Annotated in this window: 25 protein-coding genes and 1 tRNA gene; 13 read left to right on the forward strand and 13 right to left on the reverse strand. The window is 44.2% G+C overall.

Going from position 1 to position 26,351, the window contains the following annotated elements; all coding sequences use genetic code 11:
* Positions 1-18: 18 nt before the first annotated feature.
* Positions 19-3,342: a DEAD/DEAH box helicase gene (locus tag F607_RS0102735; RefSeq protein WP_027706814.1), complete on the reverse strand. Its 3,324-nt coding sequence runs from the start codon at positions 3,340-3,342 to the stop codon at positions 19-21.
* 401 nt (positions 3,343-3,743) lie between these two features.
* Positions 3,744-3,834: transfer RNA gene (locus F607_RS0102740), tRNA-Ser, on the reverse strand.
* 300 nt (positions 3,835-4,134) lie between these two features.
* On the opposite strand from F607_RS0102740, the gene F607_RS0102745 reads away from it, so the two are divergent.
* The 5 genes from F607_RS0102745 (at position 4,135) to F607_RS0102765 (ending at position 6,356) form a co-directional block, all read left to right on the forward strand.
* Positions 4,135-4,818 (forward strand): Bax inhibitor-1/YccA family protein, encoded by a 684-nt coding sequence (locus F607_RS0102745; RefSeq protein ID WP_230400358.1) that lies wholly within the window; start codon positions 4,135-4,137, stop codon positions 4,816-4,818.
* Between the two features lie 94 nt (positions 4,819-4,912).
* Complete coding sequence (gene tusD / locus F607_RS0102750) at positions 4,913-5,305, forward strand: sulfurtransferase complex subunit TusD (protein ID WP_027706816.1); 393 nt, start codon at positions 4,913-4,915, stop codon at positions 5,303-5,305.
* 11 nt (positions 5,306-5,316) lie between these two features.
* Entirely contained in the window at positions 5,317-5,709 is a 393-nt protein-coding gene (gene tusC, locus F607_RS0102755; protein ID WP_051310780.1) for a sulfurtransferase complex subunit TusC, read from the forward strand.
* 2 nt (positions 5,710-5,711) lie between these two features.
* Positions 5,712-6,017 (forward strand): sulfurtransferase complex subunit TusB, encoded by a 306-nt coding sequence (gene tusB, locus F607_RS27900; protein ID WP_051310782.1) that lies wholly within the window; start codon positions 5,712-5,714, stop codon positions 6,015-6,017.
* Positions 6,018-6,020: 3 nt separating this feature from the next.
* Positions 6,021-6,356 (forward strand): TusE/DsrC/DsvC family sulfur relay protein, encoded by a 336-nt coding sequence (locus F607_RS0102765; RefSeq protein WP_027706818.1) that lies wholly within the window; start codon positions 6,021-6,023, stop codon positions 6,354-6,356.
* A gap of 51 nt (positions 6,357-6,407) precedes the next feature.
* Here F607_RS0102765 and cysG read toward each other — a convergent pair whose 3' ends face one another.
* The 6 genes from cysG to F607_RS0102795 all read right to left on the reverse strand — a co-directional run bounded on the left by cysG (position 6,408) and on the right by F607_RS0102795 (position 13,903).
* The gene (gene cysG / locus F607_RS0102770) at positions 6,408-7,814 is read right to left on the reverse strand and encodes a siroheme synthase CysG (RefSeq protein ID WP_027706819.1); all 1,407 of its coding nucleotides are present in this window, start codon (positions 7,812-7,814) and stop codon (positions 6,408-6,410) included.
* Between the two features lie 42 nt (positions 7,815-7,856).
* Positions 7,857-9,143 (reverse strand): serine--tRNA ligase, encoded by a 1,287-nt coding sequence (gene serS, locus F607_RS0102775; protein WP_027706820.1) that lies wholly within the window; start codon positions 9,141-9,143, stop codon positions 7,857-7,859.
* Positions 9,144-9,204: 61 nt separating this feature from the next.
* A complete protein-coding gene (gene crcB / locus F607_RS0102780; protein WP_027706821.1) occupies positions 9,205-9,585 on the reverse strand; it encodes a fluoride efflux transporter CrcB in 381 nt (126 codons plus the stop codon).
* Between the two features lie 3 nt (positions 9,586-9,588).
* Complete coding sequence (locus F607_RS0102785; protein ID WP_027706822.1) at positions 9,589-10,920, reverse strand: replication-associated recombination protein A; 1,332 nt, start codon at positions 10,918-10,920, stop codon at positions 9,589-9,591.
* A complete protein-coding gene (gene lolA, locus F607_RS0102790; RefSeq protein WP_027706823.1) occupies positions 10,921-11,544 on the reverse strand; it encodes an outer membrane lipoprotein periplasmic chaperone LolA in 624 nt (207 codons plus the stop codon).
* Between the two features lie 28 nt (positions 11,545-11,572).
* Positions 11,573-13,903: a DNA translocase FtsK gene (locus F607_RS0102795; protein WP_038289790.1), complete on the reverse strand. Its 2,331-nt coding sequence runs from the start codon at positions 13,901-13,903 to the stop codon at positions 11,573-11,575.
* Between the two features lie 381 nt (positions 13,904-14,284).
* On the opposite strand from F607_RS0102795, the gene aat reads away from it, so the two are divergent.
* From aat to infA, 3 genes are all read left to right on the forward strand, one after another.
* On the forward strand, positions 14,285-14,983 hold the full coding sequence (gene aat, locus F607_RS27905) for a leucyl/phenylalanyl-tRNA--protein transferase (protein ID WP_038289764.1): 699 nt from the start codon (positions 14,285-14,287) through the stop codon (positions 14,981-14,983).
* A 29-nt stretch (positions 14,984-15,012) separates the two neighbouring features.
* On the forward strand, positions 15,013-15,720 hold the full coding sequence (locus F607_RS0102805) for an arginyltransferase (protein WP_027706825.1): 708 nt from the start codon (positions 15,013-15,015) through the stop codon (positions 15,718-15,720).
* A 348-nt stretch (positions 15,721-16,068) separates the two neighbouring features.
* Positions 16,069-16,287 (forward strand): translation initiation factor IF-1, encoded by a 219-nt coding sequence (infA, locus tag F607_RS0102810; RefSeq protein WP_027706826.1) that lies wholly within the window; start codon positions 16,069-16,071, stop codon positions 16,285-16,287.
* Positions 16,288-16,610: 323 nt separating this feature from the next.
* Here infA and clpA read toward each other — a convergent pair whose 3' ends face one another.
* Both clpA and clpS read right to left on the reverse strand, forming a co-directional pair.
* The gene (clpA, locus tag F607_RS0102815; protein WP_027706827.1) at positions 16,611-18,869 is read right to left on the reverse strand and encodes an ATP-dependent Clp protease ATP-binding subunit ClpA; all 2,259 of its coding nucleotides are present in this window, start codon (positions 18,867-18,869) and stop codon (positions 16,611-16,613) included.
* Positions 18,870-18,906: 37 nt separating this feature from the next.
* Entirely contained in the window at positions 18,907-19,305 is a 399-nt protein-coding gene (gene clpS / locus F607_RS0102820; protein ID WP_407704221.1) for an ATP-dependent Clp protease adapter ClpS, read from the reverse strand.
* A gap of 210 nt (positions 19,306-19,515) precedes the next feature.
* Here clpS and cspD point away from each other — a divergent pair, with 210 nt between their 5' ends.
* On the forward strand, positions 19,516-19,797 hold the full coding sequence (gene cspD / locus F607_RS27910) for a cold shock domain-containing protein CspD (protein ID WP_038289767.1): 282 nt from the start codon (positions 19,516-19,518) through the stop codon (positions 19,795-19,797).
* A 120-nt stretch (positions 19,798-19,917) separates the two neighbouring features.
* On the opposite strand, the gene icd is transcribed toward cspD, so the two are convergent.
* From icd to moaC, 3 genes are all read right to left on the reverse strand, one after another.
* The gene (icd, locus tag F607_RS0102830; protein ID WP_027706829.1) at positions 19,918-21,174 is read right to left on the reverse strand and encodes an NADP-dependent isocitrate dehydrogenase; all 1,257 of its coding nucleotides are present in this window, start codon (positions 21,172-21,174) and stop codon (positions 19,918-19,920) included.
* Between the two features lie 311 nt (positions 21,175-21,485).
* Positions 21,486-21,941 (reverse strand): molybdenum cofactor biosynthesis protein MoaE, encoded by a 456-nt coding sequence (locus F607_RS0102835; protein ID WP_038289770.1) that lies wholly within the window; start codon positions 21,939-21,941, stop codon positions 21,486-21,488.
* A complete protein-coding gene (gene moaC / locus F607_RS0102840; RefSeq protein ID WP_038289773.1) occupies positions 21,938-22,426 on the reverse strand; it encodes a cyclic pyranopterin monophosphate synthase MoaC in 489 nt (162 codons plus the stop codon). Before moaC ends, F607_RS0102835 begins: the two co-directional genes overlap by 4 nt.
* Positions 22,427-22,577: 151 nt before the next feature.
* Between moaC and F607_RS0102845 the strand changes: the two genes are divergently transcribed.
* From F607_RS0102845 to purB, 4 genes are read left to right on the forward strand one after another with little or no spacing between them, the layout of a single operon-like run.
* Positions 22,578-23,042, forward strand: coding sequence for an NUDIX hydrolase (locus F607_RS0102845; protein ID WP_038289776.1), 465 nt, complete (start codon positions 22,578-22,580; stop codon positions 23,040-23,042).
* 47 nt (positions 23,043-23,089) lie between these two features.
* On the forward strand, positions 23,090-24,217 hold the full coding sequence (mnmA, locus tag F607_RS0102850) for a tRNA 2-thiouridine(34) synthase MnmA (RefSeq protein WP_027706833.1): 1,128 nt from the start codon (positions 23,090-23,092) through the stop codon (positions 24,215-24,217).
* Between the two features lie 19 nt (positions 24,218-24,236).
* Positions 24,237-24,860 carry a high frequency lysogenization protein HflD gene (gene hflD / locus F607_RS0102855; RefSeq protein ID WP_027706834.1) on the forward strand — a complete coding sequence of 208 codons (624 nt, stop codon included), beginning with the start codon at positions 24,237-24,239 and terminating at the stop codon, positions 24,858-24,860.
* Positions 24,861-24,915: 55 nt separating this feature from the next.
* The gene (purB, locus tag F607_RS0102860) at positions 24,916-26,283 is read left to right on the forward strand and encodes an adenylosuccinate lyase (RefSeq protein ID WP_027706835.1); all 1,368 of its coding nucleotides are present in this window, start codon (positions 24,916-24,918) and stop codon (positions 26,281-26,283) included.
* Positions 26,284-26,351: the final 68 nt, after the last annotated feature.

Consider the following 26,351-nt stretch of genomic DNA (forward strand, 5'->3'; position numbering starts at 1 on the left):
TAAATGCTTGTTACCCCGTTACTCATGATGGTCAAATGGCTGTAATAGTAACGCCAAATCTTCGTCAGTGAGTGACGTTTTGACCGTAGGCGCCTCATTGTAAAGTGCATCCGCCAGTTGTTGTTTTTTAGCCTGTAGCATGAGCATTTGTTCTTCAATGCTATGTTGGGTAACCAATCGGTAAACAAACACTGGCTTATCCTGCCCGATACGATAGGCTCGGTCTGTGGCCTGCTGCTGAACAGCTGGATTCCACCAAGGATCATAGTGAATGACGGTATCAGCCGCTGTCAGGTTCAAGCCCACACCTCCAGCTTTCAGGCTTAGTAAGAAGATAGGGATTTCTCCTTGCTGAAACTCTTCAATCACTGCTTGTCGATTACGCGTTTGACCCGTGAGCTTTACATAGGACAGCTGTTTGGCATTTAACTCTTTTTCGATTAATTGCAACATGCTGGTGAATTGAGAAAAAACCAGAATTTTCCGGTCTTCAGCGACCAACTGTTCTAGCATATCGATAAGCATTTCACGCTTAGCAGACTGGGTGACTTGTTGCGCTTCAGGGAGCTTAACCAGTTGAGGATCGCAGCAGACCTGACGTAGCTTCAAAAGAATATCAAGAATTTCAATTTGACTGCGCTTTAAGCCCTTTTCTGCAATAAGGCTAGAGACTTTATCCGCCATGATTTCACGTAAGGTAGCATACAGTTTTCGCTGTTTACCTGTCAGACAAACCAGTTTGGTCATTTCTGTTTTTGCTGGTAGTTCTTTTGCTACTTGGGCTTTGGTGCGGCGTAGTAAGAAAGGCCGTATGCGTTGAGTCAGCTCAGCCTGACTTTGGCTGTTTTCCTGCTGCTCAATGGGTTTCCGGTAAAGCCGGCGGAACTGTTGTTTGTTGCCTAACAGCCCTGGCGTAAGGAAGTCAAACAAAGCCCAAAGCTCTTCAAGGTGATTTTCGACAGGTGTACCTGTTAAGCACAAGCGATGTTGTGCATCAATTAGACGTACAGCTGTTGCCGCTTTGGAGCGGGCATTTTTTATGGACTGGGCCTCATCAAGCACCATTAAATAAAAAGGTCGGCTTGCAAGGTGGGCAGCATCTCGCTGTAAGGTGCCATAGCTGGTAATCAGCATATCAATGGCGTTACCGGCCACTTGTGACCAAAGCTTCATGCGGTCGGTACCATGCCAAATCAACGTTGTCAGTTGTGGTGTAAAGTGATTGGCTTCTTTTTGCCAGTTTTCCAACAAGCTGGTGGGTGCAACAATGAGGGCAGGTTGTCGCAATCTCCCCTGCTCTTTTTCATAAAGAATATGGGCAAGGGTTTGCAAGGTTTTTCCCAGCCCCATGTCATCGGCTAGAATGCCTCCCAAATGTGACTTTCGTAAAAACTGCAGCCAGTTTAAGCCTTGATGCTGGTAGTCTCGAAGCTGTGCTTTTAGCCCTTTAGGTGGGATAACCACTTCCATCAAGTCATGACTGAGCTGTTTACCTAATCCAAAAAGCGCCTTATCTCCCTGACGGTGGATATTATGCAGCTGTTCTGTCAGTTGATGGATTCTACCTAGAACGGCTTTGGGCAATGATAAGCCAGGTTTTTGTTTTAACGCTGGGCGATCGTAGAGTTCAACCAAAATTCCAATAATAGGGGCAATATCTTCAGCGGGTAGCGTAATCCAACGCTTGCCGTTAGGGTGTAGTAATACCACTGGATCAGGTAGTGGGTCATCCGGTTGAAGAGTTGTTCGCTTCAACCAGTCAATGAGCAGTGGTAAAAGTGGGATGTCTTCACCATCAATATTAACAGTGAGATTAATTAATACTTGGCTTTGTGTTTCTGGTTGTAAAGCAATAGACCATTGCTCTGGCTCTATAAACAGCTTCTCACCGCTGTCTTTGATATCAACAGTCCAGCCCTTTTGTGTCAGCTGACTGAGCTGTTGACTAAAAAATTGGTAGTTACTGATGGGATCAGCTTTTGCGTCAGGTAAAGCAAAAGGTAGGCTAACATCTGTGGTCAGTTGGCAATGCTCAATAAATGCGGCCAGTACGTTTAGCAGCTCATCAGTTAATGCTTCTTCTTGGGCTATATCTCGCTTTAGGGTAACGGAATGGCCCTGTTCAACACTGAAAGTATGGTACGTATCTGCTGTGGTATCGCCTGCAAGAAAATGTTGCTGGCCATAGACAAACATAGCATTAACCGCATAGTGGTTTTCAATCCACTGGATAAGCAGTTTAGGCTTGGGGGATGCTATGGGGGTATTTGTGGTTTCAGGCGAAGGTAATGGCAGTACCTTAGACAGCTTTTCTTGCTGAATAAAACCGCTGAGTTCATCAAACTGCGAAGTACTTATGCCAGGCATATAGCGAAGCGCATCAAATAAACCACTATCGAGTGGTTGCTCAATAATACCGCAAGCACCAGAAGTTTCATCAATATAAAAAGTGGGCGTTGTAGCGAGGGATATCCAGTTTTTTGAGGTGTTTTCAAGCACAGTTTCAAGCTTATAGTGCCCTTTGACTTCAGCCCAACGTAAACTGGCATGTCGAGATTTGTCCAAGAAAAGCTTATGACCTTCCGTTTGTACTAAATAGGCTCGACCTGTTGTGATTAAGCGTTTGAGTAGTTCACTATTAATTGTTGGTTGCAGACGCTTATCAAACGCAAACATATCAGAGATGGGCTTTAAAGCGCCAATAATAACCTGATCTTCTCGTGTTAAAGCTGGATGAGCTGTTACATTTCCGGTCAAAGGTTTGATAAGTTGCCAACCGTTCATACCTTGCTGGTAAAGACCTATCGAGAAAAAAAGCTCAGTGCTTGCCGCGCTGGTCAAAGGTTGCAATAAATACAGGACAGTTGGTTGACGAGGAATATCTGAAGCTGCAGGTAACTCTATCGTTTTATATGTTTCAGGTGTGGTTTTTTTACGTCGTTGGTATTGCTGGTACCAGACGGCCCACTGGTTTTCTGGAACCGAAGGCTGTTTATCAGCAGACGTTTGATCCTGCTTGAGCTGTTGCAGTAAAGGTTGCTGTTGATACTCAATAAAGTGTAATAAGGCGGCTACAACATGTTTGCAGTTGAAGCCAGTATTACATGTGCAGTCTCCATTAATAGAGGAATGACCGGTTTCGCGACGTATGATTATGTGTTGTTCGTGTGGTGATGCTTCATGGTTGTCAATATGACTGATCAGTGATACGACGTTAGACTTAACTTGATCAATACGAACACTGAGCACCTGTCCTGCTTTAAAGCAGTGCTTACCGCGGCCAATCGTGGCATTGGAAAATGCATGATGGAAGTCTTGTTGTTTGAGAAATGTTTGGATCATGAGCTAGCAACCTAAGCAGATCAATCCTGTAGCAACCCAGAATAAATAGTCATTGCAAGCAAGCATCAGGGAAAACGAAATGTATGACTGAGTTATTAAATTGTTGATTCATATTGAGTGGTAGAGATGTATACCTTTCAAACATCATGTATTAGCCACTATTTTGGGTGGGTACTGTTATTTCTCCATCTTAATAGCTTGATCATATTCTGCTAATTCATGTTATGTATTGTTTCGTATGAGAACGCTAGTTAAACCCCTATGGTACTCTGATTACTAAGGCACTGACCAGTGCCAGATGCTGCAGAGTAATGCTTTTTGATTAGGTTAACGGTGTTACCCGTCTTGCTAGACAATAAAAAAAGCCGTCTACAAGTAGACGGCTTTTTTTATGCTTTATATGGCGGAGAGGCAGGGATTCGAACCCTGGGAGGGGTATTAGCCCTCGCCGGTTTTCAAGACCGGTGCTTTCAACCGCTCAGCCACCTCTCCGGAATTGAATTTCGGGTTGGATTATAGCGGCTTGATATAACATTGCAACTTTTAATATTTTGATGTGTTAGCTTTACTTAATACATCGTATATCGAATGTTGCTAAGCTTATACAGATAAGCTTGCTAAATCTCACCGGTTGCCAATTTGCTTGGTTGGCAGCCCCCGAAACACGAGGCGTATCTTACTGAATTTTTTTGGAGAGTCAACAGTCTAATTTCTTGATTTATATGAAGTACAAGGTATGATCATTTAAAAGATTCTCAATTGCACAAAATATCATCAAGCGAGGGTTTAGACGTGTTCGAGAATAAAGTGACAGCAGCGACTGCAACTACCCATACCATAGAGCGTGAGCGCTCAATACTTGAAACTAACAAGGTATTAAAAAATACCTATATTTTATTGAGCCTATCACTAGGCTTTTCTGCGTTGATGGCGTATGTGTTCCGTTTTTCTGCACCGATTAACCCTTGGGTCTTTTTAGGTGGCTTTATTGGATTATCCTTTTTGGCGCAAATGCTGAGCCGAAGTGTCTGGGGTCTGGCTGCCGTATTTGCATTTACAGGATTTGTAGGATACGCGATTGGTCCTATCATAGGCATGTTTTTACAGACAGCTGGCGGCACATCAATCGTCGTCAATGCACTAGGTGGCACTGCTGCTATCTTTTTAGGTCTTTCTGGCTATGCGTTGATGACGAAAAAAGACTTCTCTTTCTTAAGAGGCTTTATCACTGCAGGGGCCATTGTATTAATGGTTGCTGTTGTGATGTCACTGATTTTTGATATTGGTGGCTTTAGCCTAGCTATTTCCTGTGGATTTATGCTGTTTGCCAGTGCTTTAATTTTGTTTCAAACTGGCCAGATTATTAATGGTGGTGAAACTAACTATATCTTAGCCACAATCACGCTGTATGCATCAATATATAACTTGTTTATATCTTTACTGCATATCTTTATGGCACTAAGTGGTGATGACTAATTTCTGGTAACCAATAATTAGTTAATACTAGCTTTATTAATAAACCCTGCTTTTGCAGGGTTTTTTTATTAATGGTGGTTTAAGGAAATCAGCCATGATTTTTTCATTAACCATTCTTGGTGCACCTAACCATTCCGCTGCACCAAGTACTGGGCATCGTTTTGCTAAAGCATTATTGGCCGATGGGCATCAAATTTACCGGATTTTCTTTTATGGTGAAGGAGTTTATACGGCTAGTCGAATTATGGTCCCCCCTCAAGATGAGTATCATTTGTCCAAGGCCTGGCAAGACTTAATAACGGAGTATCAGCTGGATACGGTTGTTTGTATTGCTGCAGCACTGCGGCGCGGTATTATTGATGAGCAAGAACAACAACGCTATCAACTGGATACCAATAATATGATGAGTCATGCGGAGCTATCAGGTTTAGGGCAGTGGGTTGATGCTTGCTTGCAAAGTGATCGTATGATCACTTTTGGTGAATAAGGAGTATCCAAATGGCTGAAGATGCTGAGAACAAAACAGGTAAGGCAGCAAAAAAAATGGCTGTGGTGATTACCCGCCCCCCTTACCAGTCGCTTGCAGGTAAAGAAGCTTTAGATTTAGCCTTGGTAGCAGCAACCTTTGAACAGTCTGTAAGTTTATTTTTTATGGGGGATGGCATTTGGCAGCTGGTGAAAGGTCAACAACCAGAAGCGATCAATCAAAAAAATAATAGTGCCAGTTTTGGGGCTTTAGAATTATATGGGATTGAGCAGGTTTACACTGATGCTTCAGCAATGAAAAGCAACAATCTGACAGTTCAGGATTTTGTGCTGGCAACAAAAGTGACTGCATTGAATGAGTTAGGCAGTTTAATTGCCTCCCACGATATTATTATTAATTTTTAATTATGGCGATACTACACACAGTAAATAAATCTGCTGCCTCTCATCCAGCCCTTGAGCAATGTTTGGCAACCATGCAAGCAGATAGTGCGTTATTATTGATTGAAAATGGCGTATTAAATGCCATTAATGAGGGTTTAAAAGCAGATCAACTCGCTTTGCTGGCAGCGCAAAAGCGTTTATATGTTTTGGAAGTTGATGCAATAGCTCGTGGTATAACTCAGCGCTTATTACCTAATACTCTGCTGGTTAATGATAGTGAGTTTGTGCGGTTATGTACGGTGTTTGATGCGACTCAAAGTTGGTATTGATGTATGCAACAGTTAGTAATGGGCGAGCGAACAATTAGCCTGGACAAAGAAGGTTATCTGGTGGATCTTCAAGACTGGAGCCCTGAAGTAGCAGCAGCACTTGCAGCAAAAGAAGGTCTTGAACTTACCGACAAACATTGGCAACTGATTGAGTGTATACGTAATTTTTATCAACAGTTTCAACTGTCACCAGCTATGCGACCTTTGGTCAAATATATTGGTCAGCAACTGGGACAAGAAAAAGGTAACTCAATTTATTTAATGAGATTATTTCCTGAAAGCCCAGCAAAACTAATGGCAAAAATAGCTGGTTTGCCGCGTCCTGATAACTGTTTATAGGACATGCTTTATTTTTGATGGAAGCCAAACATACCTGTTCTGGCGTATTGTTTATTGAGGCGATATCGTTGGCTGTGGTTGATACCAGCGTAGTTTGTTGTGGAGCTGGACTACCTCGCCAACAATGATAAGCGTGGGTGGCTTAATGGTGTGCTGCTGGATAAGGTCAGGCATGCTGGACAGTGTTCCGGTAAAGACCTGTTGCTTTTCAGTTGTACCTTGTTGCACAAGGGCAATGGGTGTTTGAGATGAGCGACCATGTTGAATCAGCTGCTGACAAATTTCTGGTAGCCCCATTAATCCCATATAGAATACTAATGTTTCATTGGTAACACATAAGCTAGGCCAATCTAAGTCTAGCTTGTCATGTTTGCGATGGCCGGTAATAAAACGCACAGACTGTGCATAATCCCGATGCGTTAAAGGAATTCCAGCATAACAGGCACAGCCTGATGCTGCGGTAATGCCAGGTACCACTTGGAATGGAATACCTTCTTCTGCGAGTCGGTCGATTTCCTCCCCTCCCCGGCCAAATATAAATGGATCTCCGCCCTTAAGACGAAGTACACGCTTGCCTTCTTTTGCTAATGAAACCAGTAGTTCATTAATCTGTGTTTGTGGCAAGGCATGGTTAGAGCGGGCTTTACCCACATAAATACGTTCTGCATCACGGCGGGTTAGCTCAAGAATAGCCGGTGCCACCAATCGATCATAAAGTACCACGTCGGCTTGCTGCATTAAACGCAGCGCCCTAAAGGTCAGTAAGTCTGGATCACCTGGACCGCCACCCACTAAATACACCTCACCTAGAGTGAAATGAGCTGAGTGAGCTCCTACGAGCTGTTGCTGTAGTTGAGTTTCTGCTTCTTGAACCTTACCGGCTAAGACTAATTCAGCAGTATTACTTGAAAAGAACTGTTCCCAGAAAATACGGCGTTGGCGTACAGTCGGCAAGGCTGCTTTAACTTGAGGGCGAAATCGCCCGGCAAGGGCTGCCAGCTTGCCGTAGGCTGCAGGAATTAGGGTTTCCAGTTTGCCCCGTAACAGCCTGGCGAGGACCGGGGCTTTTCCGCCACTGGTGAGAGCGATGACCAGTGGAGATCGGTCAATAATTGCGGGAAAAATAACGGTTGATAACGAAGGTGAATCAACCACATTAACTGGTATGTTTCTTTGTTGCGCTAATTGTGAGATGTGCTCATTCGTTGCTGTGTCATTGGTGCAGGCAATTACAAGACGAAATTCGCCAATATCATCAGGTAAAAAGCAGCGAGCAAGGTGAGTACCTTGATACTGATTGAGCAAATCTTGAAGTTCAGTGGTGCAATTTGGCGCGATAACGGTGAGTTGAGCACCCGCTTGCAGCAGCAAGCGGGCTTTGCGGGTGGCGACATCGCCACCACCCACAATCAGGCAAGGTTGATCCTGTAACTGATGAAAAAGTGGTAAGTACTGCATCACCTTGCCTTGTGAGTTAATGTTAAAAAATGGCAGCTTTCGTTATTCAATCACCGTCAATCCACCCATATAAGGTTGGAGCACTTCAGGGATATGAATACGTCCCGCTTCATCCTGATAGTTTTCCATGACTGCAATCAGAGTACGGCCTACTGCCAGACCAGAACCATTGAGTGTATTCAGCAGTTCAGGCTTATTGGACTCAGGATTGCGCCAGCGGGCCTGCATACGACGTGCCTGATAGTCCCGAGTATTACTGCAAGATGAAATCTCCCGGTAGCGTTGCTGGCCTGGTAGCCACACTTCGATGTCATAGGTTTTTGCCGCAGAAAAGCCCATATCGCCACCACACAGCACCATGACCCGGTAAGGTAAATTCAGCAGCTGCAGAATTTTTTCTGCATGGCCAGTCAATGCTTCCAAAGCATCATCAGACTCTTCGGCTTTAACAATTTGCAAAAGCTCAACTTTGTCAAACTGGTGTTGGCGGATCATGCCACGGGTATCACGTCCAGCACTACCTGCCTCACTACGGAAGCATGGGGTATGACAGACAAACTTTAATGGAAGCTGATCAGCAGCCACGATCTCATCCCGAACTATATTGGTTACAGGTACTTCAGAGGTGGGAATGAGGTAGTAAGGCTGCAGAGAGTCATCACCACGATCCACTTTAAATAAATCTTCTTCAAACTTAGGCAGCTGACCAGTACCAAGCAGACTTTCTGCATTAACCATGTAAGGTACATAGATTTCCTGATAGCCATGCTCCTGGGTATGGGTATCCAGCATAAACTGTGCTAACGCACGATGGAGTCTGGCGATAGGGCCTTTCATGGTAATAAAGCGTGAGCCAGTGATTTTGGCGGCACGTTCAAAGTCCATACGCTGATGTTGTGCACCAAGATCAACGTGATCTTTTGCTGTAAATGAAAAAGTCTTAGGCTCACCCCAGCGACGTATTTCCTGGTTATCGTCTTCGGTCTCACCGACAGGCACAGATTCATCAGGAATATTGGGGATTTGGAGTAACAGCTTATTAAACTCTTCCTGGACTTCAGCAAGCTCAGTTTCAGCGGCTTTAACCTCTTGGCTCAATTGATCCATTTTTGCTTTTAGCGGTGCTACATCCTCGCCCTGCTTTTTAAGCTCGCCAAACTTTTTCGATTCAACTTTACGCTCATTTTGTAATTGTTGAGTACGGACCTGAATCGATTTACGACGACTTTCCAGTGACTGGATACTTGACACATCAAGCTCAAAGCCACGATTTTTGAGTTTTTCTGCTAGTTCTTCAGGATTGGTTCGTACTAGTTTTGGGTCTAACATGAGCGTTTATAACCTTATTGAAAAAGCTCGCGCAATTTATTGTATTTACTAAAGTTCAATCTTACACAATGAAGCGTTCAACAATCCAGAAACCAAGCCAGGTTGCGATTAAACACAATACAACACTGATCAGCAGGTAACCTAGTGCGATTGATAGCTCACCATTTTGCAGAATACGTAATGCATCCAGCGAGTAAGTTGAAAAAGTCGTGAACGCACCTAAAAAGCCTACAATTAATCCATTACGCCAAACAGCCTGCAACTGCAAGCGTTCGACAATAGCGTAATAAGCAATGCCAATTAGGAATGAACCCACAACATTGACCACAAGTGTGGGTAACGGAAATAGCTTACCGCCAGTTGTCGCATAAATAAAGTACACTGAATAACGAGCCATAGCGCCAAGTGCGCCACCAAGGCCAATAATTAATAATTGTTGCATGAACTAATCCTGATAGCGCTTGTGGTCACTGTTTGCATTTAACATGGCTAGGTGTTTTAGCTTGTCATTGATCTTTTGCTCTAAACCACGAGGCACAGGCTGGTAATAATGGCGCTGCTTAATTTCCTCAGGAAAGTAACACTCCCCAGCAGCGAAGGCGTCAGGCTCATCGTGAGCATACCGATAGCTATCGCCATAAGCCAATGACTTCATTAGTTGAGTTGGGGCATTGCGCAAATGAAGGGGTACTTCATGAGATGGGCTTTGTTTTACATCTGCCATAGCTGCTTTAAATGCCTTATAGACTGCATTGCTTTTTGCAGCACAAGCACAATAAACAACTGCTTGTGCAATCGCTAGCTCCCCTTCTGGACTGCCTAGACGCTCCTGGACCTGCCAAGCATTTAAGCTAACCTCTAGCGCTCTAGGGTCAGCATTGCCAATGTCCTCACTGGCCATACGCACAACTCGGCGCGCAATATACAGAGGATCACAGCCGCCGTCTAGCATCCGGGCGAGCCAATAGAGTGCTGCATCAGGATCTGAGCCACGAACTGACTTATGTAAAGCAGAGATCTGGTCGTAAAAGGCCTCTCCCCCTTTATCAAATCGGCGCAGGCTTTGGCTTAGCACGGGTTTGATAATGTCTGCAGTAAGGGTTTGCTGGGGTGCCACCAAATCTGCAGCTATTTCAAGTAAATTTAGCAGCCGGCGGGCATCGCCATCAGCGGCTTGACGTAACAGGTTACCTGCCTCATCTGTAATGTGCAGTTGCTGTTGACCAAGTCCATGTTCCTTATCTGTTAGTGCATTTGTTATGAGTTTACTTAAGCTATCATCACTAAGTGCTTGTAATACATAAACTCTTGCTCTTGATAACAGAGCATTATTTAACTCAAAAGACGGGTTTTCAGTGGTCGCACCAATGAAAATCAGCGTGCCATCTTCGACATAAGGTAAAAAAGCATCTTGTTGTGCTTTGTTGAATCGATGCACTTCATCAACAAAGAGAATGGTTTTTCGTTGCTGCTGGCGTGATATCAGGGCTTTATCGATAGCTGCACGAATTTCTTTTACCCCAGAGAGGACAGCAGAAAGTGTTAAAAAATCAGCATGGGCATGATGGGCAATCAGTTTGGCAAGAGTGGTTTTGCCAACACCTGGAGGTCCCCAGAAAATCATAGAGTGGATAGCTCCCTGGCTGATGGCATCATACAGTGGTTTACCAGGTGCTAGCAGATGGTCTTGGCCGAGGTATTCGCTGAGTTGCTGGGGGCGCATACGCGCCGCCAGAGGTTGATAGGGTGTTTCTTCAGAAAAAAGTGATAAAGTCATCTAACGCTCAATAACATCGACCCCTTCAGGGATATCCAATTTGAACTGGCCTGGCTCAACGGCAACATTATTTTTTACATTGGAAAAGGCAATATTCGTCACTGAGCCTAGGGTATCTTTCAGCATCATGCCTGTAATCTGCTCACCCTTAAAGCTGATTTGCAAAGACTCGAAAGCGCTGTCTTCAGCTTTGGGTTTGAGTAAAAAGCTGGGCTTGTCTCCTGATTTACTGGTTTGAGAAATATCAAAATTTTCTTTGAGTTTTTTTACATCACCGCTTAATAGTAAGGCTGGTGTGGCGCTGAGCTGCTTATCTAACTTTTGGATCGTAACTTGCTCCAGGTCTGGATCATAAACCCATACCTTTTTGCCATTGGAGATGACCAACTGTGGAAAAGGACCGGTTACCTCCCAGCGAAATAGGTTTGGACGCTGCACAGATAAAGTGCCATTAGACTCTCTGGAACGAGACTCGGCATCATTTTGTGTTGTTTGTTGAAATTTTGCGGTGACTGTATTGGCTTTAGCCAGTAAGCCATTTAATGCTTTGGCTGCTTCAGCATCGGCAAATAGTGCCATGGGTAAACCGGTTAACACCAAAGCAAGAGAAAGTTTACGCAACATGTTTAACCCTTTTTAATGTCAATGCAAATTATGGTTGAGGTGGTGCCGCGACCAGCACTTCTCGCGAGCCATTGCTACCCATGGGGCTAACCACACCTGCTGTTTCCATTGATTCAATTATTCGAGCTGCTCGGTTATAACCGATTTTAAGTTTCCGTTGTACAGCTGAAATTGAAGCGCGGCGTGATTCTGTGACAAACGCCACTGCTTCATCATAAAGCGGGTCTTGTTCTGAGTCGCTATCCAGGCCAGCACTGAAGGCACTGCCTGCTCCGCTATCATCAACCGCTCCACTTAGAATATCCTCGAGATAATCTGGCTCAGCTCTTTGCAGCCAGTCATTCACCACCTGGTGGACCTCATCATCGGCGACAAACGCACCATGCACCCGAATAGGGACTGCGGTTCCGGGTGGGAGATATAACATATCGCCTTGCCCAAGTAGCTGCTCTGCTCCACCCTGATCCAGAATGGTGCGGGAATCGACCTTGGATGAGACCTGAAAGCTAATACGAGTCGGTATATTGGCTTTAATTAAGCCCGTTATCACATCTACCGAGGGTCGCTGAGTTGCCAAAATCATATGAATTCCCGCAGCCCTGGCTTTCTGTGCCAGTCGAGCAATCAGCTCTTCGACCTTTTTGCCTACTATCATCATCATGTCAGCAAATTCATCAATAACGATGACAATAAAGGGCAAAGTCTCTAAGACTTGAGGTTCTTCACCTTCAATATTTTCATGAAACGGGTCAAGTAAAGGCTCGTCTTTGGCCTTAGCTTCTTTAATCTTGCGGTTGAAGCCTGCAATGTTGCGAACCCCCATGGCCGCCATAAGCTTATAGCGGCGCTCCATTTCGGCCACACACCAGCGTAAGGCGTTGGCGGCCTCCTTCATGTCAGTCACAACGGGAGCCAGTAAGTGTGGTATACCCTCATACACTGATAACTCAAGCATTTTAGGGTCAACCATGATGAGGCGAACTTCTTCAGGGCTGGCTTTAAACAGCATACTGAGCAACATACTGTTGACCCCGACTGATTTACCTGAGCCTGTTGTACCTGCCACGAGCAGGTGAGGCATTTTGGCAAGGTCAACGACTACCGGCAGACCTGCGATATCATGGCCTAGTGCCAGACTAAGCGGTGATTTAGCATCAGCATAGGCTTCAGAGTTAATGACTTCACTGAAGTACACAACTTCACGATCTTCATTGGGAATCTCAATACCCACCACAGATTTGCCTGGAATGACCTCCACGACACGGACACTGATAACCGCTAGGGAGCGCGCTAAATCTTTTGCCAGGTTGGAAATTTTGCTGACTTTAACTCCTGGAGCGGGTTGAATTTCAAACCGAGTAATGACGGGACCTGGGTGAACAGCAACGACCTCTGCAATAACGCCAAAGTCTTTTAGGCGGTCTTCCAGTAAGCGAGAAAGCAGTTCTAGTGTTTCAGGCGAAAAGCCTCGCTCTACTGATTTATCAGGCTCATTTAACAAGGAAACTTCAGGGAGCGAACCGTCACTTTTCCCTTGGTAGCGGACTTGTCGGCGCTGTTTGGGTTGAGATATCTTGGGTGGGCTGGATACCGCTAACTCAGTAGTGGGTTCCTCAGCAGCCAGGGTTTGGGTTGAAGCCTGGTACACCAAGTCAGCCTCTGGTGCTGAGAGCAGTAATGGGTCCTGCCGCTTTTGACTTGCTTTTTTGCGACGCGGCTGGGATGCGGTTGCAGCTTGTCTTTGTGCCCTTCCCTCCCAATAACGTTGCCACTGACTAATCATTAGGCGACCAACATGGGCTAGCGCACCAAAAAAGTCCAAGGTCACTTTGCCCAAAAGGTCCATAAAGAGAAACCAGGATAGGTCTGTGGCAATGGTGAACCCAAATAGGAAAAGTGAGAGCAGTAAGAGGGTTGAGCCAATGGTATTGAACAAAGGCATGGTTTCAGCAATCAGCAAGTTACCTAGAATACCACCCGCAGTGGCCGGCATTTCTGCTGCATACTCAGTAAAATGCAAGGTTGCTAAGCCTGCTCCACAAATAATACTGATCCCTAAGCCGGTCAGTCGTAGCGCCCAAATCGGCAGTCTGAACTGCAACGGGTCGTGACGTTTGCGTAATAACTGAATGGCCATAAACCCAATAAAAAAGGGAAACAGGAAGGCAAAGTAGCCAATAAACCAAAGTAAAAGGTCGGCTACCCAAGCTCCACTGCGTCCAACTAAGTTATGAACAGCACCATTGGTCTGCCCGGTATGGGACCAACCAGGATCTGCAGGGCTATATGAAAAGAGTGCCAGTATTAGATAAATACAGCTAGCAATTAACGCTATCAGCAAACCCTCACGAAGGCGCATGCCAATATGCTGGCGTGCTTGTGGGGGCGTACTTGGGGTCGTCGGAGTTTTTCTGTTACGCTTTTTAACTGTTTTTGAGCCTTTCAAATCAATGACCTTAACGCGATCTTACACTTAAAGAGTTTGACCAAGTTGACACACGTTAGAATTAAAAGTTCTTACATTGTACGGGTTTAGCACTTGGATGCTAGCCGTGCAATCCCTTATGCTGTCGATTTTTTGACATTAAATGTTCGTTAAGCCACAACGCATATACTCTGTAGGCTATTTGCGATGTAGCTTAAAAAAGCGGTTGATTATTCAGAGCCTGTGAAGCTGTGGAAATGAAGTAGTGGCTATGGTTTTATTCAAGCTAATTCGCATCACAAATTTTCGGTACCTATGATTCGATTACCACGTTTGTTACCTGGACAAGTTTATTTTCCACCTGTGTCACAAGCCTTAAAAGAGCCCAATGGGCTGCTGGCTATGGGTGGAGATTTAGAAGCTTCTAGCTTGGTTAGGGCTTACCGGCAAGGTGTTTTTCCTTGGTTTAATGAGGGGGAACCTATTCTGTGGTGGAGTCCTGACCCTAGACTTGTCTTATTTCCACATGCTGTTCATGTTAGCCGTAGTTTGCAAAAAACGCTTAACCGCAAACAGTTTAGCTTTACCTTCAATCAAGCTTTCAATGAAGTTATAACAGCCTGTGCAGCTCCTCGAACAAAGCAAGTTGGAACCTGGATAACACCACACATGTTGTCAGCTTATCTTACTTTACATGAGCAAGGCATTGCTCACTCTATTGAATGTTGGCAAGGTGCTCAGCTGGTGGGAGGACTCTATGGTGTGGCCATTGGCCGAATATTTTTTGGCGAGTCTATGTTTAGTAAAGTATCAGATGCCTCTAAATGCACTTTGGTTGCTTTGGCCAGGCAGCTGGATGCATGGCAGTTTGGCTTAATTGATTGCCAGGTAGAAAGTGACCATTTAATGCGTATGGGGGCTGAAACCCTTTCCCGAGAATCTTTTCTAAACTACTTAGAAAGGTATTGTTCAATACAAGGTCCTGAGCAATGGTCGATGACTGTGGATATTTGATTTAATTGTCTGATAACTATGAAAAGACTATGTCAGAGTTAAAGGAATTAAAATTTTTTGCGACCCATCCTCATACCTGTAGCTATTTGCCTGATCAGGAGGCTACCACACTGTTTCTTGATCCGAATAAGGAGCTAAGTACAGTTTTGTACAGTCAGCTTACTGACTTTGGTTTTCGACGAAGTGGTCAGCACTTGTATCGTCCACATTGTCGCTACTGTCAGGCTTGTATTCCCGCAAGAATTCCTGTTGCACGCTTTCAACGCAAGCGACGTTTTCAGCGTATCTGGCAAAAAAATAAAGACTTGGTGGTTGAGGTGGTTAACCCCAGTAGTGAAGATGAGATTTACCACCTTTATGAAAAGTACATTTTTCTTCGGCATCAGGATGGCGACATGTTCCCACCCAGCAAAGAGCAGTTTGAGTCTTTTTTAGTGGGGGGCTGGGATTTTGCCCAGTTTTATCTTTTTTGGGAGCAGTCAAGGCTGATTTCAGTAGCGGTTACCGACCAGTTAGCTAATGGCTTATCGGCAATCTATACCTTTTATGATCCAGAGTATAGCCAGCGCAGCCTAGGTACCTTTGCGGTTTTATGGCAAGTAGAAGCTTGTCAGCTATTAGGGTTGGATTATGTGTATTTAGGGTACTGGATAAAGTCTTGTCAAAAAATGCAATACAAAGGGGAATATCGTCCGCTGGAGGTTTTTGTTAATAATAAGTGGATAGAGTTGCAGTAATATGCTTTATGCCTACAATTAAGGTCTGATGACACTTAGGGAAGAGTTACTCGTTTCACTTAGCGCTGAGCTAGTCAGTATTTGTTTCGGTCATATCACCCCTGGCAGGCACTAAGGCAGGTTTTAATTTCTAAGAAGCTTTTCCTTCTGTTCATTTCTAGTGAAGCGTGGCTATATGGAGCCAGTTTTTTCTTCTGGGCTGAGAAAAATGTCGTCATAAAATACGATATTGTTATAGCAACCTTTACTTTTCTAGTTGTTTTCAGGCAGAATTCACCCCTATTTTGGGCTGGTCATGGCTAGGCCTGATACAGACTTGGTAAGTAACATGAAGAGGTAAAGCGCCGAATGGCAAAAGAAGATTCAATTGAAATGGAAGGTACAGTTATTGATACCCTCCCTAATACTATGTTTCGCGTTGAGCTGGAAAATGGTCATGTAGTGACTGCTCATATTTCTGGCAAGATGCGTAAAAATTACATCCGTATTTTAACGGGCGATAAAGTACGCGTTGAGTTAACGCCTTATGACTTAAGTAAAGGGCGTATCACGTATCGTGCACGTTGATAACCTTTGCAAAAAGGTATGCTGCTATAAGGCTGTTTGTGTACGTTTTATTTATGAGTGATGATTAGCGTTAATTCTCATCTTTTTAACACTGACACCCGGTGATTTCATGCAATAGTAGAGATCATTTTTGCTGATGAAGACTACTGTGTAAAGCGAGTGCAGTGCATAGCATTTAATAGTCTAATAGTTTGAAAGCATCCGAATAGCAGTTGGCTCTGTTATTCGGATGTTTTTGTTTGAGAGTGCGGCTTTTGGGTGAGAGGAGATATCGTTGGCTGCTGAGTATGCCCCAGATAGACAGAAACTGAGGCATAATTGAGTTAATGATCTTCTAGCTCAAAGTTCAGCTCATCTTCTTTGACAAAGACTTTGACAGTTCCTCCATTACCGGCCAACTTGCCGAAGAGGATCTGTTCTGCCAGAGGCTTTTTCAATACGTCTTGAATGACGCGTACCATGGGCCGGGCACCCATTTGTTTGTCGTAGCCTTTATCTGCCAGCCAAGCTCGGGCTTCTTCATCCACTTCCAGCAAGACTTTTTTATCATCCAGTTGGCTCTGTAGCTCAGTGAGAAATTTATCCACCACATGCTTGATAGTTTCTTCAGTAAGTGGCTGAAACTGAATAATGCCATCAAGACGGTTACGAAATTCTGGGGTAAAAGTCTTCTTGATAACTTCCATGGCATCTGTTGAGTGATCTTGCTCTGTAAAACCAATTGAGGCTCGACTGGTTTGTTCTGCACCGGCATTGGTAGTCATTACCAGAATGACATTACGAAAGTCAGCCTTACGACCATTGTTGTCTGTTAGTGTGCCATGATCCATAACTTGAAGGAGTAAGTTAAATACTTCAGGATGCGCCTTTTCAATTTCATCCATGAGTAATACACAGTGTGGCGACTTGTTAATCGCCTCAGTGAGCAAGCCTCCCTGATCATAGCCAACATAGCCTGGTGGAGCACCAATTAATCGCGAAACCGTGTGCCGCTCCATATACTCGGACATATCAAAACGAACCAGCTCAATGCCAAGAATTTCGGCAAGTTGGCGACTGACTTCTGTTTTACCAACCCCTGTTGGCCCGGCGAATAGAAATGAGCCTACAGGTTTTTCTGGGGCTTTTAATCCAGCACGGGATAGCTTGATAGCGGTGGTCAATGAATCAATAGCTTCACTTTGGCCAAAGACAACCATTTTTAAATTGCGCTCTAGATTTTTAAGTACTTCTTTGTCTGATGCTGAAACACTTTTAGGTGGAATCCGTGCAATTTTGGCCACAATAGTTTCGATATCGGCGACACCAATCGTTTTTTTGCGCTTGTTTTCGGGTTGTAAGCGTTGAAAAGCACCTGCTTCATCAATAACGTCGATTGCTTTATCTGGCATATGACGATCATTGATATAACGATCAGCTAACTCTGAGGCTGCCTTTAAGGCAGTATCCGTGTATTTAATGGCATGGTGTTCTTCAAAGCGAGATTTAAGACCCTTGAGAATCTGAAAAGTATCTTCCACAGAGGGTTCATTGACATCAACTTTCTGAAAACGTCTGGCCAATGCACGGTCTTTTTCAAAAATACCACGAAACTCTTGAAAGGTCGTAGAGCCAATACAACGTAACTCTCCTGACGTCAATAAAGGCTTAAGTAAATTGGACGCATCCATAACGCCACCGGAGGCGGCTCCTGCGCCAATAATGGTATGAATTTCATCAATGAACAGGATGGCATGGCGTTTTTTACGCAGTTCAGCCAGTAGGTGTTTAAAGCGTTTTTCGAAGTCACCGCGGTATTTAGTTCCTGCCAGCAACGCCCCCATATCTAACGAGTAAATGGTAGCATCATTTAAGATATCAGGTACTTCACCATCGACCACACGCTTGGCCAACCCCTCAGCAATAGCCGTTTTACCTACTCCAGCTTCTCCTACTAATAAGGGGTTATTTTTACGCCGACGTGTCAGTATTTGCGAAACACGCTCTAATTCGCTGTCACGTCCTACAAGGGGGTCAATGCGGCCTAACCTTGCCTGCTCATTAAGGTTGGTAGCATAATTCTCTAGCGGGTTACTAGACGCGGTTCCTTCTGCAGTCCCCTCTTCTTCTTGTTCATGGCCTACATCTTCTTGTTCAGAGGTGCCTGGCACTTTTGAAATGCCGTGTGCGATATAATTAACAACATCAATGCGGGCAATGGTTTGCTGTTTAAGAAAATAAACTGCCTGACTTTCTTGCTCGCTAAAAATAGCGACTAATACATTTGCGCCTGTAACTTCTTTTTTGCCAGAGCTTTGCACATGAAAGACAGCCCGCTGTAATACTCGTTGAAAGCCCAACGTGGGCTGTGTTTCGCGTTCTTGTTCATTACTGGGAATTAGCGGCGTTGTGGAGTCAACAAACTCGGTGAGGTCTCTACGCAAACGATCCATATCAGCGCCACAAGCTCTCAACACCTTTAACGCGGCTTCATTGTCCAATAGTGCTAGTAGTAGGTGCTCCACGGTCATAAACTCATGCCGTTTTGCCCGAGCGTCCTTGAAAGCAAGGTTCAGGGTCACTTCGAGGTCTTTGTTCAGCATACTGGTACCTTAAGCATTCGCCATTAACTTTTGCTATTTAATTAGCTTTTTCTATTGTGCAGAGCAGTGGATGTTGGTTCTCTCTAGAATATTGATTAACCTGCTCGGCTTTAGTTTCGGCAATGTCGCGGGTAAAGACCCCACAAATCCCTTTCCCTTCTGTGTGCACCTTCAACATTACCTGAGTGGCTTTCTCACGGTTCATGCTAAAAAACACTTCTAAGACTTCGACTACAAAGTCCATTGGTGTGTAGTCGTCATTGAGCAGGACCACCTTATACATTGGCGGTGGTTTAAGTTTCGGCTTAGCTGGCGCAACAAGAAGTTGACCATCCTCATCGAAACTTTCTTGTCCGTCCTCATTTTCTAATGTTAGACGAAGTTCCTTTAGTTTACCCATTGCATACCAATCTGTTTTTTCACGACCAAGATTCATAAAGTAAGTATAATACCTTGCTTATGCTACAAATGCAGTTGTTAAAAACTTGACAGAAACCGCTGCATGTTAAACACTAGTTTAAAAACCACGCGTTGGTTTAAGTGTCTTATGTGTGACAATGTGACGTGAAATTTTGTGACGAGGGACAGTGTCGCATATTTGTTGTAGGAACTACTCCGCAAGGAGTTTTTGCAGAGGGAATAAAGCATGCCAACAGGTAAAGTTAAATGGTTTAATAACGCAAAAGGATACGGATTTATTTTGCCTGAAGATAGTAATGAAGACCTGTTTGTGCACTATTCATCAATTGAGATGGATGGCTACAAAACACTAAAAGCGGGACAGCAAGTGAACTTTGACATTTTACAGGGACCAAAAGGGCTTCACGCGATTAATATAGTACCTGTAGAAGATAAAAGTGAACATGAACCAAGGGACGCTCAACCCAGCCATATTCACTCGGCAGATGATGTACATCTTCCAGCGTAAATTATTGGTGTCTGTTTGAGTGAAAAACCATAACAGGTTTAAAAAAAGGGGCTAATCAGCCCCTTTTCTGTAAGCGTTGTTATGCTTTCATACTACCCATTAACCTTACTAGGCTCGGGACTACATGTTAGCAACAATAGCATCCGCAAACTCGGAGCATTTCAGTAGAGAAGCACCTTCCATCAACCGCTCAAAATCATAGGTTACAGTTTTTGCACCTATTGCCCCTTCCATCCCTTTAATAATTAAGTCAGCTGCTTCTGTCCAGCCCATATGACGTAACATCATTTCTGCAGAAAGAACCAATGAACCAGGGTTTACTTTGTCCTGCCCGGCATATTTTGGTGCTGTTCCATGTGTAGCCTCAAAAATGGCGACGTTATCGCTGAGGTTGGCACCTGGAGCGATACCTATTCCACCTACTTCAGCCGCTAAGGCATCAGATAGATAATCACCATTTAAATTTAAAGTAGCGATGACATCATACTCTGCTGGGCGTAGAAGAATTTGTTGCAACATAGCATCAGCAATGACATCTTTTATGATGATCTCACGGCCTGTGTTGGGGTTTTTAAAAGTACACCAAGGACCGCCATCCAATAGTTTTGCGCCAAACTCTTGCTGAGCCAACTCGTAGCCCCACTCTTTAAACGCCCCCTCAGTGTATTTCATGATATTGCCTTTGTGGACAAGGGTGACGGATGATTTGTCATTGTCGATAGCATATTGAATAGCACGGCGTACCAGACGCTTAGTACCTTCTTCAGAAACAGGTTTAACACCAATACCACAGTTTTCGTCAAAACGAATTTTAGTGACACCCATTTCTTCTTTTAAAAACTTGATGACCTTATTCGCTTCAGGGGTGCCTGCTTTCCATTCGACACCTGCGTAAATATCTTCGGAGTTCTCGCGGAAAATACACATATCAACATCTTGAGGGTTTTTGATTGGGCTTGGCACACCAGTGAACCAGCGTACAGGACGTTGACAAACATACAGATCAAGTTCTTGACGAAGTGCTACGTTTAATGAGCGAATGCCACCACCGACAGGTGTTGTCAATGGGCCTTTAATACCAACGGCAAATTCTTTAAATGCTTCAAGTGTTTCTTCGGGTAGCCAGGTGTTCTCGTCATAGACCTGAGTGGCTTTTTCACCTGAATATACCTCCATCCAGGCGATTTTTTTGCTACCACTGTAAGCTTTTTGTACAGCGCTATCGACAACGTTAATCATGGCTGGAGTGACATCAATGCCTATGCCATCCCCTTCAATGTAGGGAACAATCGGATTGTCAGGCACGTTGAGGGACAAGTCAGCATTAACCGTGATTTTTTCACCATGGGCTGGCACGTTGATGTGTTGATATCCCATTACTTACTCCATTATTTCGTGTATGAATTTTTTGGTTGAAACACTGTATGACAACCTTATTGGTGGCATTATTGTTGTAGGTTTTGCCTTAAAAGTCACGTACTTTTTCCTTGTAAATACAACATGATAGGTGGGATTTTTCTCGTGAATAATGAATATAAATCTCAGTTTATTGCGTTATTTTATCGGCTGTTTTATACAGTTATTTTACGTGACTTTTTGATGGTGTAATTACATCACATAAATTAAGAATAAATGTCTATGTATTAAATTATTTTAGTTTGCTGACATTATGAGCTGAGTGAACATATTTATTTAAGCCACTTTTTTCTCGCCTCTTGGTCTGAAGTTTTTGCGGCTACCCAGTGGGCACCACTTGAATGCACTTCCTTTTTCCAAAATGGCGCTTCCGCTTTAAGGTAATCCATCACATAGGAAGCTGATTCAAAGGCGGCCTGACGATGTTGTGCTGCAGTGCCTACAAAAACTATTTGTTCGTGGGCGTATAATTTTCCAATACGATGAATAACCGTACAGCCTAAAATACTCCATCGATTAACAGCTTCTTCAGCAATTTTTGCTAATGTTGTTTTAGCCATAGCCGGATAACACTCAAGCTCCATGTGTTGTATATCACCTTGCTCACTGAACTCTCGGACTAAGCCTGTAAATGTTACTATGGCGCCTACACTTGGCGCTGCCTGTCGAAGCTGGTGATAGAGATAGTGATGAGCAAAATCATCTTCTTGAATTTTAATTATGATCATGACGAGACCCGTTGCCAGTGACCAGACTTACCCCCTGTTTTTTCTAACAGGCAAGTATGCTCAATAACAATACCTTTATCGAAGGCTTTACACATATCATAGAGCGTTAACGCAGCAATGGAGGCGGCCGTTAAAGCTTCCATCTCAACCCCGGTTTTTCCGGCAAGTTTGCATTGAGCCAAAATTTGAACTTGGTGCTTGTCAGGATGCAGGTTAAAGTCAACAGATACGTTACTTAATGCTAGGCTGTGGCACAGGGGGATTAGATCAGCACAGCGCTTGGCTGCTTGTATTCCTGCAATTCTTGCGACTGCAAATACATCTCCCTTGGGGTTATCTTCAGTGAGTTTATTAAAGCTGTCAGCAGAAAAACAGACGATACTTTGTGCGGTTGCGGTTCGATAGGTCACTTGTTTTTCTGTGATATCCACCATATGGGCCTGGCCCAGTTTATCTAAGTGGGTAAAGGGCGATGTCTTTGTCATTTGCAGCTCGCTTAAGTGTTAATTCTTATCGTGGACCAGTGAAGAAAGCGTCCAGAACCATTACACAGTATGATGCTTATTTGTGTGTTTCTTGTAAATGAAAGCCATACTGTAAATAAAGTATCCCTCCTCTTTAAATTTGGATTTAGGCATGACGGATAATTTTCAACCTTGGTGTCCTCGGGTAGCGGTTGCCTCCATTGTCGAGTCAGAAAATAGATTTTTGCTGGTAGAAGAGACTATTTTCGGGGAGTTGGTTATAAACCAGCCCGCTGGTCATTTGGAATATGGCGAATCTCTGGTTGCCGCGGCTCAGCGGGAAACCCTTGAGGAGACAGGGTGGGAGATAAATGTGACAGGATTAGTGGGGATTTACCGATTTAATCCTCCACAATCTCCCGGTATTACATACCATCGTTTTTGTTTTGTGGGTGAGGCCGTCAATCATATTGGCCACCAACGCCTCGACGATGAAATAGAGCAAGTGCTCTGGCTTACACATGCAGATATTATACAACGCAAGTCGTCATTACGGAGTCCATTAGTACTTCGCTGTATAGAGGACTATCAAAAGGGATATCGATATCCATTGGAACTTATTGTAGAGCCTGCGTAGAATAGCACTTACTTAATATTAAACATGAATAGCATGTTCGGTAGTGTATGAGTAACCAAGAATATCCTGAACCGCATAATACCCGCGTTATTGTTGGCATGTCTGGTGGTGTTGACTCTTCCGTTGCAGCCCTGAGCTTAAAGCAGCAAGGTTATCAGGTGGAAGGCCTGTTCATGAAAAACTGGGAAGAGGATGATGGCACTGAGTATTGTACTGCTCGTGAGGACTTAGCTGATGCCCTGGCGGTCTGTGACAAGCTGGGAATCCATCTGCATACGGCCAACTTTGCTGCTGAATACTGGGATAATGTGTTTGAGCACTTTTTACAAGAGTATCGTGCAGGAAGAACCCCTAACCCTGATATTTTATGTAACAAAGAAATTAAATTTAAGGCATTTTTGGATTACGCTGAGCTGCTTGGCGCAGATTTTATTGCAACCGGGCATTATGCGCGTCGAAGTTTTAAAGATGGCAAAGCGTGCCTGCTGAAAGGTAAGGACCCTGATAAAGATCAAACCTACTTTTTACATGCCGTGGGTCATCAGCAACTGGCTAAAACATTATTCCCTGTAGGGGAAATGCATAAGCCTGATGTACGAAAACTGGCGGCTGAACATGATTTGATTACCCATAATAAAAAAGACAGTACAGGCATATGCTTTATTGGTGAGCGTCGGTTCAGCGATTTTTTAAAGCGATATTTACCCGCACAGCCTGGCCCGATAAAAACGACAGAAGGTGAGCTTATTGGAGAACACCAAGGATTAATGTACCACACATTGGGACAACGCCAAGGACTGGGTATTGGGGGGGTGAGCGGTGCTAATGAAGCGCCATGGTATGTCGTTGATAAGGATGTTGCGAATAATGTGCTGGTGGTAGCACAAGGTAATCAGCATCCTTTGTTATTCTCTGAAGCACTGTTGGTCAGTCATGTTGACTGGGTGTCTGGAGACGGTCCCACTCTGCCTGTCAGGTTGCATGCTAAGGTACGTTATCGACAATCTGAGCAGCCTTGTGAAGTTCAACCCTTATCAACAGGTGGCTACTTAGTGATATTTGACCAGCCTCAGCGGGCTGTCACACCAGGACAATCAGTGGTGTTTTATCAGGATGATTTATGTTTGGGGGGCGGTGTTATTGAATCCCGCTCACACACTAAACCGATAGAATAAATATAGCTTTTCTCCATCAATGAGTACGTATTCATACAAAGATCAAGCATTAGCGCTAGCGGGTGTGTTTCAGGCTGCAAACCTTGTAGAAAAGGTTGCTAAAACAGGTCAGGCCCCAGAGGATGCTTTAATTACTTCTTTATCCAGTATTTTAAACACATCACCTAACTCAGTGGCAGATGTTTATGAGGGTGCGAGTGGTGTGATGCTTGGATTACGTGTACTGCGCAGTGTTTTACAAAAAGAAGCATCTTCCATGCAAACAGATACCATTCGTTATGCGTTAACTTTGCTGCACTTAGAGCGCAAGCTCAGTAAAAATCCAGCCATGTTAACAGAAATAGGCAGCCGCCTTGACAAAATGAAAGACCAAGTCAATCACTTTGCGGTTACCCATGAAAATATTATTGCGGCTTTTGCCAGCTTGTACCAGGACACTATCAGCACCTTTCGGACCCGGATACAAGTCACTGGTGAAATGCGGCATCTTCAGCAACAGGTAAATGCCGATAAAATACGTGCCTGCCTGTTAGCGGGTATACGTGCGGCTATGCTCTGGCATCAGACTGGAGGTAGCCGCTGGCAACTATTACTATCGCGCAGCAAATTACTGGGCGGTGTTGAGTCCTGTATTCACGTTTAATACACGTTTTGGGTTATATACGTTTTAGCAACTGTGAGTTATAAGTGGTTTTATAATGCAACTATCTTCTTTAACCGCGTTATCCCCTGTTGATGGTCGTTATAGTAATAAGACAGCTGATTTACGACCATTTTTTAGTGAATATGGCTTGCTCCGCTATCGAGTGGAGGTTGAAATTCGCTGGTTGCAGCAGCTGGCAGCAACACCCGAAATAGTAGAAGTGCCTCCCCTTTCCTCTGCAGCTAATGCTTTTCTTGAGCAAATACTGGAAGAATTTGATGAACAGGAAGCCGCTCGAATTAAAGCGATTGAGCAAACCACTAACCATGACGTTAAAGCGGTAGAGTATTATTTAAAGGAGCAGTTAGATCGGCAACCTGAGCTAGCGCCTATTAAAGAGTTTGTTCATTTTGCTTGTACATCTGAGGATATTAATAACTTAGCCCATGGCCTGATGTTGAAAAATGGCGTAGAGCATGTGTTAGTCCCCACCATGGAGCAAGTGGTAGGTGCCATTCGCGCCTTAGCGCATCAGTATGCCAGTACACCAATGCTGTCTCGTACGCATGGACAAACAGCCACTCCATCTACACTAGGTAAAGAGATGGCCAATGTGGTGGCGCGATTAGAGCGTCAAGTATTACAGCTTAAAGGGGTTAAGCTACTGGGTAAAATCAATGGAGCGGTTGGCAACTTTAATGCACATTATGTGACTTATCCCGAGGTGAACTGGTCCTCTCTGGCTGAGTCATTTGTCCAGCAGCTTGGCTTGTCATGGAACGCCTATACTACACAAATAGAACCTCATGATTATATGGCAGAGCTATTTGATGCTGTTGCCCGTTTTAATACGATTATTTTAGATTTTGACCGGGATGTTTGGGGCTATATTTCGCTGGGTTATTTCAAGCAAAAAACAGTGGCAGGTGAAGTGGGATCATCCACGATGCCTCATAAAGTAAACCCTATTGATTTTGAGAACTCAGAAGGTAATTTAGGGCTGGCCAATGCTATCCTGCAGCACTTAGCTGCCAAGCTACCGGTATCTCGCTGGCAGCGCGATTTGAGTGACTCAACGGTGTTACGCAACTTAGGTGTTGGTTTGGCTCACAGCTTATTAGCTTACCAGTCAACCCTCAAAGGTATCAGTAAGCTGGAAATTAATGAGCAGCGTTTACAAGAAGATTTACTGAGTGCCTGGGAGGTTTTGGCTGAGCCTATTCAAACGGTTATGCGCCGTTATGGCATTCCTGAACCTTATGAAAAACTAAAGGCATTGACACGCGGTAAAGCGATTACAGCCGAAGTCCTTCAGCAATTTATTAATACATTGGCATTGCCTGAGGATGTGAAACAGCAGCTTTTAACATTAACACCTGCAACCTATACAGGTAACGCGAGTAGCCAGGCACAGCAAATATAACAAGTTACTCATAAACGACTGTGTATTCTCTTTATGGGTATTTTTTTACAAATAACGGGTAATCATTG

The sequence above is a fragment of the Zooshikella ganghwensis DSM 15267 genome (assembly GCF_000428585.1).
GTDB lineage: Bacteria > Pseudomonadota > Gammaproteobacteria > Pseudomonadales > Zooshikellaceae > Zooshikella > Zooshikella ganghwensis.